Source organism: Synechococcus sp. H55.8 (genome assembly GCF_047462375.1).
Lineage (GTDB): Bacteria > Cyanobacteriota > Cyanobacteriia > Thermostichales > Thermostichaceae > Thermostichus.
Genome location: NZ_JANSJC010000004.1, coordinates 101,115 through 114,005, shown reverse-complemented (window position 1 = coordinate 114,005; position 12,891 = coordinate 101,115). Strand labels below are relative to the sequence as shown.

At 62.2% G+C, this 12,891-nt stretch carries 7 protein-coding genes and 1 tRNA gene; 3 read left to right on the top strand and 5 right to left on the bottom strand.

Annotation, left to right across the window (positions count from 1 at the left end):
- Positions 1-7: 7 nt before the first annotated feature.
- Entirely contained in the window at positions 8-2,563 is a 2,556-nt protein-coding gene (gyrA, locus tag NW862_RS03230) for a DNA gyrase subunit A (protein ID WP_414426916.1), read from the bottom strand.
- 306 nt (positions 2,564-2,869) lie between these two features.
- Between gyrA and NW862_RS03225 the strand changes: the two genes are divergently transcribed.
- Positions 2,870-4,576 (top strand): SulP family inorganic anion transporter, encoded by a 1,707-nt coding sequence (locus tag NW862_RS03225; RefSeq protein ID WP_414426915.1) that lies wholly within the window; start codon positions 2,870-2,872, stop codon positions 4,574-4,576.
- Positions 4,577-4,670: 94 nt separating this feature from the next.
- Entirely contained in the window at positions 4,671-5,483 is an 813-nt protein-coding gene (locus tag NW862_RS03220; protein ID WP_414426914.1) for a DUF6671 family protein, read from the top strand.
- A 126-nt stretch (positions 5,484-5,609) separates the two neighbouring features.
- Here the strand turns inward: NW862_RS03220 and NW862_RS03215 are convergent, their stop codons facing one another.
- The 3 genes from NW862_RS03215 to NW862_RS03205 all read right to left on the bottom strand — a co-directional run bounded on the left by NW862_RS03215 (position 5,610) and on the right by NW862_RS03205 (position 8,746).
- Complete coding sequence (locus NW862_RS03215; protein ID WP_414349202.1) at positions 5,610-7,190, bottom strand: iron uptake porin; 1,581 nt, start codon at positions 7,188-7,190, stop codon at positions 5,610-5,612.
- A gap of 286 nt (positions 7,191-7,476) precedes the next feature.
- Positions 7,477-7,548 (bottom strand) — tRNA-Val (locus NW862_RS03210).
- Between the two features lie 34 nt (positions 7,549-7,582).
- Positions 7,583-8,746, bottom strand: a complete 1,164-nt coding sequence (locus NW862_RS03205; protein ID WP_414335148.1) for a GuaB3 family IMP dehydrogenase-related protein — start codon at positions 8,744-8,746, stop codon at positions 7,583-7,585.
- A 156-nt stretch (positions 8,747-8,902) separates the two neighbouring features.
- Between NW862_RS03205 and NW862_RS03200 the strand changes: the two genes are divergently transcribed.
- Positions 8,903-9,874, top strand: a complete 972-nt coding sequence (locus NW862_RS03200; RefSeq protein WP_414335149.1) for an energy-coupling factor transporter transmembrane component T family protein — start codon at positions 8,903-8,905, stop codon at positions 9,872-9,874.
- A gap of 10 nt (positions 9,875-9,884) precedes the next feature.
- Here NW862_RS03200 and NW862_RS03195 read toward each other — a convergent pair whose 3' ends face one another.
- A complete protein-coding gene (locus NW862_RS03195; RefSeq protein WP_414335150.1) occupies positions 9,885-12,764 on the bottom strand; it encodes a GAF domain-containing protein in 2,880 nt (959 codons plus the stop codon).
- Between the last annotated feature and the right edge of the window lie 127 nt (positions 12,765-12,891).

Genomic DNA, 12,891 nt, shown 5'->3' with positions numbered 1-12,891 from the left:
CTCAGGATCAACGGCTGTCTTCCGAGGTTTCGCCCGCGGGCTCTTCCTCGACTTCAGTGGGATCCCCGACAAAAGAGGCCGGCACCACCGTCACCGCTACAATGCTGTCTTCGGGATCCAAGCGCTGCACCAGCACCCCTGTTGCCTCACGAGACTGAGTGGGGATGGCCTTGGCCAACTGGCGCATAACAATGCCTCTGGCAGTTACCAACAGGATCTCGTCCTCGGCATTGACGATGCGCAGGGCAGCCAATTCATCCGACTCCTGGCGGAACTTGGTGGCGATCACCCCCTTGCCACCCCGGTTTTGCTGACGGAAGTGGTCGATGGCCGAGCGCTTGCCCCGCCCTTCTTTGGTGATCACCAATACCCAGGGGTTGGCCAGCCCCTCCCCCTCTCGCTCAGCAGCCATCACCGACTCGGCGAAAATAATGTCCATACTGACGATGTCGTCACCGGGGTTGAGGGTGATGGCCCGCACGCCGCGAGCAGGCCGCCCTAGGGGACGCAGTTGCTCGTCATCTGCCCGGAAGCGAATGGACATGCCTTGGCGGGTTGCCATCACTACATCGTCGCTGGAGCGGGCGCGGCGCACCCAGCGCAGCTCATCGTTTTCCTCCAGAGAAATGGCAATTAGGCCGTTGGAACGCACATTGGCAAAGGCGCTGAGGGCCGTTTTTTTGATGTAGCCCCCCTGGGTCAGCATCACCAGATATTCGTCGTCGCTGAACTTGCTCACGGGCACCATCGAGGTAACCCGCTCTTCCCGGCTCAGGGGCAGCAACTGGACGATGGCGCTGCCGCGGGCGGTGCGGCTTCCCTGCGGGATCTCGTAGGCAGGCAGGGTATAGACCATCCCCCGATCTGTGAAAAAGAGGATGGTGTCGTGGCTGCGACAGGCAAAAAATTGCTCGATGGCATCGTCGTCTTTGATACGGGTGCCGGCCTTGCCGCGGGTGGCCCGCCCCTGCACCTGAAATTCTTTGATGTCCATGCGCTTGATGTAGCCCTGCTCCGTGAGAAAGATGACCGTCTCGCGGTTCTCGATCAGATCGGCTGTCTGCAGCTCACAGTCTTCCAGACAGAGGCGGGAGCGGCGCGGGCTGGCAAAGCGGGCCTTGAGCTGCTGCAGCTCTTCGCTGATGATCTGCATCACCCGCTCCCGACGGGCCAAAATATCCCGCAAATCGGCAATTTGCCTCACCAAGTCTTCGTGTTCGGCCTGGATTTTCTCCGCTTCCAGGGCGGTGAGGCGGCGCAGTTGCATTTGCAAGATCCCGTCGGCTTGCGCTTCGCTCAGGCCCAATGTTGCTTGTAATTCGGATCGGGCGGCGGCGGTATCGGCGGCTCCGCGGATGAGGGCGATCACCCGATCCAACTGCCCCAAAGCCACCAGGTACCCCTGCAACAGGTGATCCCGCTCCTCCGCCTTTTGTAGCTCATAGCGGGTGCGCCGCTCGATCACCGCCTCCCGGAAATCCAAGAAAGCCTGCAGCGCGTCCCGCAGGGTCAGGGTGCGCGGCTCGCCGTTGAGGATGGCCAGCATGTTGACCCCGAAACTAGACTGCAGGGGGGTCTGCTTGTAGAGGTTGTTGAGCACCACCTGGGGCTGGGCATCCCGCTTCAGCTCGATCACCACCCGCATGCCGCTGCGGTCGCTCTCGTCGCGAATGTCGGCAATGCCTTCCAGTTTTTTGTCGTTGACCAGCTCGGCAATTTTTTCAATCATGGCTGCCTTGTTGGTCTGGTAGGGCAGCTCGGTGATGATGATGGCGTCCCGCGCCGGTCGGCCCCGCTGCTCAATGGTCTCGATGGTGGCCACCCCCCGCAGGGTGATGGAGCCGCGCCCGGTGGTATAGGCTTCGCGGATGCCCTCCTGGCCCAGGATCAGCCCGCCGGTGGGGAAATCCGGCGCCGGGATCCACTGCATTAACTCCAGGCTGGTCAGGTTGGGGTTGTGGATGAGGGCAATCAGGCCGTCCACCAGCTCTCCCAGGTTGTGGGGGGGGATGTTGGTGGCCATGCCCACGGCAATGCCGGAAGATCCGTTCAACAACAACTGCGGGATCCGCGCCGGCAGCACCAGCGGCTCTTGCTGGGATCCGTCGTAGTTGTCGATGAAGTCGACGGTGTTGGCGTCGATATCCTGCAGCAGGGCTTCCTGGGCAAAGGCGGTGAGGCGGCACTCGGTGTAGCGCATGGCCGCCGGCGGGTCGTTGTCGATGGAGCCGAAGTTGCCGTGCCCGTCCACCAGGCGCTCCCGCATGGAGAAGTCCTGCGCCATGCGCACCAGGGCATCGTAAACCGCCTGATCCCCATGGGGATGGTATTTCCCAATCACATCCCCGACAACGCGGGCGCACTTGCGAAAAGGCCGATCCGCCGTCAAGCCCAGCTCGTGCATGGCGTAGAGGATGCGGCGATGCACCGGCTTCAAGCCATCCCGCGCGTCTGGCAGAGCCCTCCCGACAATCACGCTCATGGCGTATTCCAGGTAGGACTGCGCCATCTCCCGCTGCAGATCGGTGGAGATGATGCGTGCGGTCAATTCGTTGTCGCTCATGGGGTGGGGGTAGAGGTGAGGGATCCCGGTGGACTTGGGCGCGGGCAGGGTGCAAGGTCAGAAGGTTGTTGCCCGCCAACAGTCGGCAACCTAGGGCAGTAACCCCAAATCCAGGTGTTTCCAGTCTACCATTCTGGGGTAGAGCGGCTGTCGGCAGGCAGCTCTGCTTGGCAGAGAGAGTTTCCCAAACTCGGCGCCGAAAGGGGATCCCTGAAGAAACTTATAGATAGAAATCTATTCTCTAGTCTAGTCTTTATGGTAACGCTCAATGGTAGCCTACCTACATAGTGTCGAGAGCGGTGGAGCATGCTGCAGCAAGCGAAAGAAGAGCAGGCCGGCGGTAGGAGATTTCTGGATTGGCAGCGGCGGCTAAGCCTAGAAAACTGGCGTGGGGATCTCTTCGGCGGCCTGACGACGGCGATTGTTTCCTTGCCGATGGCTTTGGCCTTTGGGGTGGCTTCCGGGGCGGGGCCGGTGGCAGGTTTGTACGGGGCGGTGTGTGTGGGCTTTTTTGCCGCCCTGTTCGGCGGTACCCCCACCCTTATCTCCGAACCCACCGGGCCGATGACGGTGATGATGACGGCGGTGGTTGCCAAGGTTACCGCCAGCTATCCGGATCAGGGGTTGGGGCCAGCTTTTACCGTGGTCATGCTGGGGGGCCTGTTTCAAATTTTGTTTGGATCCCTGAAGCTGGGCAAATACATCACCCTCATGCCCTACAGCGTCATCTCCGGCTTTATGTCGGGAATTGGCTGGATCATGATTTTGCTGCAGATCCCGCCGCTGTTGGGCCACGCCAGCCAGGGGGGAGTGATCGGGTCGGTGCAGAACCTGCCGACCTACCTGCTTAACCTCAAGGTGCCGGAACTGGGGTTGGGGCTGCTGACGCTGGCCATCCTCTTTTTCTATCCCAAGCCCTGGCGACGGGCGGTGCCGCCCCAGTTGGTGGCCCTGGTGCTGGGAACGCTGGTGGCCAACTGGTTCATGGCTGACTGGGAGTTGCGGCGCATTGGCCCCATTCCCACCGGCCTGCCTCAGGTGCAATGGCCGCAGTTGCCCTTTTCATCTTTGGCCAGCTTGGTGTTGGACGGGGTGGTGCTGGGCATGCTGGGCTGCATCGACACCCTCTTGACGGCGGTGATTGCCGACAACCTCACCCGCACCCGCCACGACTCTGACCAAGAGCTGATCGGGCAGGGGATCGCCAACCTGGTCTCCGGCTTCCTGGGGGGCTTGCCGGGGGCGGGGGCGACCATGGGCACGGTGGTGAATATCCAGTCAGGTGGGCGTACCCCTTTAGCCGGCATCACCCGCGCCCTCATCCTCTTGATGGTGGTGCTGTTTGCCGCTCCCCTCACCCAAGGGATCCCGATGGCGGTGCTGGCGGGGATCGCCTTTAAGGTGGGGGTGGATATCCTCGACTGGAGCTTCCTGAAGCGGGCCCACCGCCTCTCCCTCAAAGGGGCGGCCATCATGTACGGGGTGATGTTCATGACGGTGTTCGTGGATCTCATCGCTGCCGTGGGAGTGGGGGTGTTTGTGGCCAACTTGCTCACCATCCAGCGCTTGAGCGAGCTGCAGTCGGAAGAGGTGAAGGCCATTACCGATGCGGATGATGCGGTGGATCTCACGCCGCGGGAAAAGGAATTGCTGCGCCAGGGCCGCGGCCAGGTGCTGCTGTTTTACCTGAGCGGCCCGATGATCTTCGGGGTTTCCCAGGCCATTTCCCGCCAACACCAGGCGGTGGCTTCTTGCCAAGCTTTGGTGGTGGATCTGTCGGATGTGCCGATGCTGGGGGTTTCGGCGACGCTCTCTCTGGAAAATGCCATTCGTGAGGCCCTAGATCGCGGCAAGCAGGTGTGGATTGTCGGGGCCAGGGGCCGGATCCGACAGCGCTTGGAAAGCCTACGTTTGCCCTTGCCGGCAGAGCGGTTTGTGGAGAGCCGGGAGGCCGCTTTGGCCGAGGCCGTCGCCCAGTTGGGCTTGGCGGCAGAACCCAGTCCCCTGGTTTGAGCCATCCGATGAGCCCAACAATAAAGCTGTAGACTTCGTTTGCCGGATCGGGGTCGGGCCTGAGTCTATGCAATGGAAAGGTCGGGTTGCCTACTTGGCAACCCTGCATCGCAAGGAGCAAGTGATTGGCCCCCTCTTGGCCCAACACCTGGGGATCCAGGTGCAAGTGATACCTCTCGACACCGACCAACTGGGCACCTTCTCACGGGAGCGGCCCCGACCGGGGGATCCCATCCACACCCTACGCCTAAAGATTGAGAGAGCCCGCCAAGTTTGTCCTGCCTCTTTGGTTTTGGCCAGCGAGGGATCTTTCGGCCCCCACCCCCAGCTTCCCTGGATCCCTTGGAACCAGGAGTGGGTCATGCTCAAGGTTTTTGAACCTGACGCGGATCCCTTGGAGCTGGTGGGCTACGCAGAAAGCGTGCAAACCAATTTCAGCCATCGCTGGGTGCAGAGCTGGGCAGAAGCCCTCGACTTTGCCCAAAAAGTAGGTTTCCCCGAGCACGGCCTGATCGCCCTCGACCGGCCGGAAAAGCCCCAAGTTATCCACAAAGGGATCCAAGACGAAGCAACCCTAAAGCAGGTGGTGGAGGAGCTGCTGGCCCGCCAGGGAGGGCTGCACCTGGAAACCGATATGCGGGCCCTGTACAACCCAACCCGCCTGCAGGTGATTGCGGCAGCCACCCAAAACCTCATCGCCAAAGCCCAAAGCCTCTGCCCCGCCTGCGGCACTCCCGGCTACTGGCGCATCCGTTCCATCTCGGGGCTGCCCTGCGGCCAGTGTGGTGCCCCCACCCCTGTAACCAAGGCGTGGGTGTATGGCTGTGCCCGCTGTTCCCACACCCACACCGAGCCTGTGGCAGAGACCTGGGCAGATCCGGCTCAGTGCGCCTTTTGTAACCCCTAGCTTCCCGGCGCCCGCTCCAACTTGCTCGATGTCTTCCAGGGCAAGGCTTGGGAGACTTTCCATAAAAAAGGGATCCGCTGCGGCGGATCCCTCCGTTGTTTTTAACCTAGGCGGGAGAACAAGGGATTAGAAGGTGAACACTGCCCGCAGAGCACCCACACCAATGGTCGGGTCGTTGTCCCCTGGTCTGCCCCCATTGGGATTGCTCACAAAGTAGGCGGCGGGCGTCAGGGTAATGTACTCGTTCACTGGGAAGCTGTAGTAGACATCCACAATGAAGGGCCGAGTATCCCAAACCCCATCGTTGTCTGTAGTCACAATCGGCTGACCGAAGACTACACCACCCTTGGCACCCTCAATGAAGAGATCCGGGAAGGCAAAACCAAGCAAGAACCCGTTGAAGTCTTCATCGCCGGGATCGATGGTGCCAGCCGGCACCACATTGGGCAGGTTATAGTCAACGTTGCCCGCCGTAAACCAGCCGGACAGGATAATGCGGGGGCTCAGCTCCCAGTTAGCAGCCACTGTAAAGGCATTGACCCGAGCCGAGGGGGTGACGTCATTCCGGCGCAGCGGACCGCGGAAAAGGCTGCTGCCGGTAGCCAGGAAACCGGGGCCGCGGCTAGCGTCCTGCAGATAGGTGGAAGCAAATTGCAAATACAGCTCCAGATTTTCCGTCGGCAGAAAGCCCAGCTCCACCGTGTGAGCGCTGTCGTTACCGGTCAAACCGCTGTCACCGAAACCTCTGCCCAAGGTCTGGCCGCCGCGGGTGCTGTAGGCGTAGGCCAGACGAAACTGGTCGCCGAGGCGATAGCGGAAGCCAAACAGCGTGCCACTGGGCACATCTCCCGTGGAGTTGGGGAGGTCGGCAAAGTCGGAGAGGGCATCGAAGGGGACGCTGTATTGCAGGACACTGGACACCCCCGTGCCCGTGATGCCGGCGTAGATGGTGGCAGCGCGGTTAAAGGCAGGGAACTGATAGACCAACTGGGCCAGTGTGAAGGTGCCACCACCACCCCCTTGGAAGCCAACGCCCGGATCCCCTGCGAAGAAGGTGGTTACCGCATCGCGAGCCTGCAGACGAATGCGCAGACGGTCACGCCCAGCAAAGGAAGCGTCGAAGTTCAAGCGCACCCGGTAGGGCAGGGTCATGTTCGCCTGATTCTGCTCGGCCACCACCCTGTTGTTGACCACCCGGTCGTCGGTGAGGGCGCTGCCCAGGACAGCGGTGATCACTTGGGCATTCAGCTTGGTGACCGGGTTGAAGACCTTGCCCTTCAGGTCATTTACGTCGGCTTCCAGCGCGTCTACCCGTCCCCGCAGGGCTGCCAGCTCGGCGGCAAACTCCTCCTGCAGCCGCTGCAGTGTAGCCAAGTCCTCCTTAGAAACCTTGTCGGCCAGGCCGGCGGCGATCAGCTCGTTGATGCGATCCAAGCAGGCATTCATCCCGGCGGCAAACTCAAAACGGGTCATGGCCCGGTTGCCGCGGAAGGTGCGGTCAGGGTAGCCGGCAATACAGCCGTAGCGCTCGACCAGCGATTGCAGCGCCTGGAATGCCCAGTCGGTGGGCTGCACATCGGAAAGCTCAGAGATGGAGGTGACAGGCCCTGTAGCTTGGGCATAGGCCACTCCAGGGGTTAAGACTGCCGCTGCACCCAGGGTGCCAGCCAGCAGCGTTTTCCAGTAGTTCGTGTGTTTCGCGGGCATGTTTCTCTCCTTGTTTTTTGTCCTCACACCTGTTTAGCTGTGGCAACGTCTCCTAGCGATGCCCAACTGCCCAACTCTAGAGCGAGCCTGACAGTTGCGAATTCTAGAAGAACATAGTACAGCCCTGTCTTACATCGTCTACCACTTTACACACTTTTTGAGCGAGACTCAATGCGATGCTCAAGGGCGGCAGACGCTCCAGGCCCTATACCCATTACTTTACCTCAGGGATCCGGCCCTGGCTAGCGGGTGTATCCTGAAGCTGAGCCACGGGCTAAGGCGGGGATGGGCGGTACCGGACTCGAACCAGTGACATCCTGCTTGTAAGGCAGGCGCTCTACCGCTGAGCTAACCGCCCCCTCGGCTCCCTGAGTCTAGCATTTCCTGAGGGGCTATTTCCCCATGCCCAGGCTCTGCGCCTTCTGGTACACCTTGCCCTCGGTCAAAAGGGAAGGGGCAATGCAGATCGCCACCTGGTGCATTTCCTTGAGGTTGGCGGCGCCCAGGGTGGCCATGCTGGTGCGCAGGGCACCCCAGAGGTTGTGGGTGCCGTCATCCAGGCGGGCGGGGCCGCGCAAGATCTCTTCCAGGGTGCCGGTGGATCCCACGCGAATGCGGGTGCCGCGGGGCAAAACGGGGCTGGGGGTGGCCATGCCCCAGTGAAAGCCGCGACCGGGCGCCTCCTGAGCGCGAGCCAAGGGGGATCCGATCATCACGGCATCGGCCCCACAGGCGATGGCCTTGCAGATATCCCCGCCGGTCACCAGGCCGCCGTCGGCGATGATGGGAACGTAGGTGCTGGTTTCGGCCAAGAACTGGTCGCGGGCGGCAGCGCAGTCGGCAATGGCGGTGGCCTGAGGTACTCCCACCCCCAGCACGCCGCGGGAGGTGCAGGCAGCGCCGGGGCCGATGCCCACCAAGACGCCGGCAGCTCCCGCTTGCATTAGCTCCAGGGCGACATCGTAGGTGACGCAGTTGCCCAGCACCACGGGAATGGGCATGGAGCGGCAGAACGCGGCCAGATCCAGCTTTTGCATGCCCTCTGGCACCTTGTGATGGACGGAAACCACGGTGGCCTGGACGAAGAAGAGATCTCCGCCTGCTTCCGCCACTAGGGGCCCATATTCAGCCGCATGGGCGGGCACGCAGCTAGCGGCGGCAATGGCGCCGGCGGCTTTGATCTGGCGGATGCGCTCTTGGATCAGCTCCGGCTTGACGGGCTCGCTGTAGAGGCGCTGCATCAGGGGAACAAACTCGTCTTTGCCGACCGCAGCAATCTGATCCAGCACCTCGTCGGGATCCGCGTAGCGGGTTTGGATCCCGTCCAGGTTCAGCACGCCCATCGCCCCCAGCTTGGAGAGCAAAATCGCCATCTTGACATCCACCACGCCGTCCATGGCGCTGGCGATGATGGGGATGGGCCGTTGGATCCCTCCCAGAGTGAAGTGGGTGTCTACCAGGCTGGGATCCAGAGTTCGCCTGCCTGGTGCCAGCGCGATCTCATCCAGCCCATAAGCGCGTCTTGCCTGCCGATTGCGGCCCAGTTGCACGTCCATTTTTGCCTTGTTCTGCGGATCCCTCGTTCTTATCATGCCGCCAAGGGGGGATCCAAGGCTAGTGAGGGTTGTGTTCTCTTGGCCGTGATTTGAATACCGCCCAGCGGTCGGAGTCGGGTAGCTTACATAGATAGGCTGTTTCCCGCTTGCCCGATCGTGGATATCCTGCGCAATGCCCCGCTGGGGATTTATCTGGAAGAGCCTCGCACCTGGCTACATTGCCTGGATCCGCGCGTGAAGCTGGCCTGGCTGCTCAGCTTCCTGCTCAGTCCCATTTTGGCCGGCAATGGCTGGCGCCTGGCGGTGGTGGCACTTCTCTTGCTCTTGACGGTGGCAGCCCGTCTGCCGCGCCGGGTTTGGTCAGGCCAACTCGCTCTGGTGTTGGCTCTCAGCCTGCTCACCTTTGGGATCACCAGCTTGGCCCCAGATGGGTTGGGGGTCTTTCCGCAGCCGCAGCGGCAGGATGTGCAGGTGGTGGGCTATGGGCTGACCGGGATCCCCGGCGTTCGCGATAGCCTTCACCTGGCTGCAGAACAGGGATCCCCAGACCGCGCCTGGCGCGAGCAAACCCGTGCCTGGCCAACGCCCTATCGCTACCGCTTGGTTCAATTGTCCCTGTTGGGGCGAACCTTTCAGGTGTCGCGCCGTTCTCTGTCGGTGGCCTTGCGGCTGGGCACCCTCATCTTTACGCTGCTCTATGCCACCAACTTGTTTTTGCTGACCACCGCCCCAGAGGAGATCACCGCTGGGATCGGCCAACTGTTGCAACCTTGCCAGCGCTGGGGATGGCCGGTTGCGGAGGTGATCCTCACCCTCACCTTGGCGCTGCGCTTTCTGCCGCTGGTGATGGAGGAGGTGCAAAACCTGGTGCGGGCGGTGCGAACTCGGGATGTGCGCTGGGGATCCCTCAGTTTTCGGGGCGGGATGCAAACCCTGCTGGCCCTGGTGGAGCGCTTTTTTGAAAACTTGCTCCTGCGGGCCGAACAGATGGCCATGGCCATGCAAGCCCGTGGGCTGACCGGCCCCGACCATCCCCTGCGCTGGCACCGCCTACAACTGCGGCGGCTGGATCGAGGGGTGCTGGCCTTCTTGCCCCTGTTTTGGCTGCTGAGGATCTTGTCTTCCTGAGGGCTGTGCTCTACGCTGGGCTCAGCGGCAGGAGCAGTCGGGAAACGGAGCGCCCATCCCCAGACAGATAGAAGGAGAGCTGACCTCCCATCCGCTGCACCACCCGTTGGCATAAGCTGAGTTCCAGGCCGGGGCTGGCCGCCAAAGGCGACTTGAGCAAAGGATCCGCGTAGATCACCCGCTCCGGCTCCAACTGAAGTGCCGCTGCCAGGTGAGGGTCAAAGCTGCCCTGATCCACCACCAGCAGCTCTGCATAGCCCTCGCCAGCCTGGCTCCACAGATCCAGCCGCCCCCCTTCCGGGCTGCGCAAAGCGGCGGCCACCAGCAGCTCCCAGAGCACCATCTCCAGGCGTCCGGGATCCCCCTGGATGGCCAGACTCATGTCCCCATGGGCCCGCGGCCACAGCTTGCGTCTTTGGGTCAGGCCCTCCACCCGGCGCAGGCTTTTGCGCACCAAAGTAGCCAAAGATACCGACTGCAACTGTGGCTGGATCTGCCAGGTTTCCGCCTGCAACAACGGCTCTGTGGAGACCGTCAGCTCTCGCAGCCCCTTGCCGATCTCCACCACTTTTTGCCAGCGGGTGGCTTCGTCGCCGGGGATCTCCGGCACCTGACCCAAGCGGCGCAGGCCGTCCAGGAGGGCATTCTGTAGGTCTAGCAGGCGGCGGTGTTTGTACCAGTTCAACTCCCTGAGCACCTCCTGCTGCTCTTGCAAAGTTTGCATCCAAAGCAAGCGCCGCAGCGTCCAAGCGCAGGTCTGGGCGATCAACATCACAGCCGCCCGCTCGTCGGGATCCCAAACCTTACCTGCCTCTGCCCCCAGGATCAAAACCCCCAGAGGCTCCGGCAGAGAGGGATCTGTCTCGCCCAAGGGCACCAGCAGCCAGGATCCCAGGCCGGCAGAATTGAGCCAGGTGCGGCTGGCAGCCGGGATCTCTTCTTGGGCAAGCTGAAGGGGCTCCCCCGCCTGCAGCACATAAGCCAGCAGCGGATCCTGGCGGTCGATCTCGGTGGCTCCGCTGGGGCAGAACTCAGGGGCAGCAGCAAAGGGCGGCTGTAACTGGGCCCGGCTCTCCCCCGGCTGCCAACTGACTACGAGAGCCAACGGGATCCCCAGCAATTGGGCCGTCTGTTGAGCGGTGGTGGTGTAGAGAAAGGACTCTATACTGCTGTCGCCAACGGGCGAGGTGTTCAGGTTTTGCAGGGCCAGACAGGTGGCGATCAGGCCCCTGAGCAGTTGTTCTTGCCGTTGTCGCTGTTGTTCCGATTGGAGGTGCCGCAGGAGCAACCCCACTTGTTGGGCGATCCCGCGCAGCAGTTGCCGTTCTTCCCGGCTCCAGGCCCGTAGCTGGGGGTGTAATACCAGGAGCAGCCCTTCCGGAAAGACAGCGTTGCTGACGGCGCCGCCGACCCGAGTATGGGTGAGCATGAGGGAGCGCACCCCCAGAGGGGCCAGTTCTTGCCGCCAAGAGAGCAGGCGCAGATCTTGGTCGTAGTTTTCTGCCACCACCACCTCGCTGCGCAGCAGATCCTGCCAGTCTTGCTCGCTCAAGGGGCTAAACTGCGGCGGCAAAGCCTGCTTGCCTTCGCTGCGGTGCTCGTAGAAGAGGCGGGGGATGGGCCTGTCGGGATCCACCGTCAACACGGCCACCACAGCGGCCTTCAGGCGCTGCCCCAGGCCAACCACCGCTTGCTGGAGAGCCTGTTGCAGCTCTGCTGGGTTGTAAAGCGAACGGCCCACCTGGTGGACAAACTCTTGGTCGTCGGCCAACTGGCGAATGCGGCGATCCAGATTTTCCAGGGGGGCGGCCAAGGCCAGCCCATTGGCGGCAGCGGCCACCAACTGTCGCTCCACCGCTTGCCAGGTGCGGGGCAGCTCCGATTGCACCCAGATAAACCCCAGCAGATCCCTCTCCAGCAAAATCGGGGCCGCCAAAACCGCCTGAGCCCGCAACTGCTGCATCAGCTTGGGGGGAACCTCAGAGCGGGTCGTCCCCGTGCCGCCCACCACCACCTGGCCATCGGTGAGGGTGTAGTACATGTCCCCCAATTCCCGCAGCGAAAGGCCGCCATCTTTTGGCGACGCTGCTCCCGCTTTGGCCTCTCTGGACATGGGGGCAGGAGTGGGTGGCTGGCTGGGCCTAGCGGCGCTTCCATGGGGAACAAACCGCCCCTGGCTGCGCTCGTGCCAGTACACCTGAATATGGACGGCGCCCAGGAACGTCTGCAGCTCCTGCCTCACCAGGCTGACCCGTTCCTGCAGGGATCCCGCCTGGCGCATCGCCGTTCCCAACCTCAGAAGTAGATCCTCAAGGCGCTTTTCGGTCTGCTGTTGCCAAGCGTTTTCTAGCTCTTGCAGCGAGGCCGCCAACTGCCCCAGCAAAATCCCCAGCAGGGCCTTTTCGTCCTCGCGGGTGGTAACTCCCCACATCTGGGATCCCAGCATCAGGATCCCCAGGCAGCGCCGCCGCCCCACCGCCGAGAAGGGATAGATGAAGCAGCCCTGGATCCCGCCCAGGCGCCTGGCCTCCCGCTGCCAAAGGCCCATGCGCGGCTCCTGGGAAAGATCGGGCACGCTGATGGGCCGCTGTTCGATCACCACCTGCTCCAGGATCTCCCCCGGCTGCAGGGGATACAGAGCTCGCAAGAGCGCTTGATCGTCTTCCCGCAGGGTCACCCCCCCTTGGCCCACCAACTGGTGATTGGCATAGTCGTAAAGAGCAAGCCAGATCAGCGGCGCCCCAAACACCGCCCTGACATACTCCAGCGTGAGCTGAATGAGGGCGTTGGCATCGCTCTGCTCCCGCATCTGTTGCAAGGTTACTTGCAGAGCTACCCAGGGAGACAGGGATCCAGCTCTATCGGAATAAGGGGGAACAGACTGAACCATACCCGTGTGGATTGATTCTGCAGGTTAGCCAATGCCCTATAAAACCTTCTCAACTCCTCCTCTTCTTTGCCAAAAAGTTGGCTAAAGAGCCATGCAAAGGACTTGCACTGGCTGGGAATAACTATAA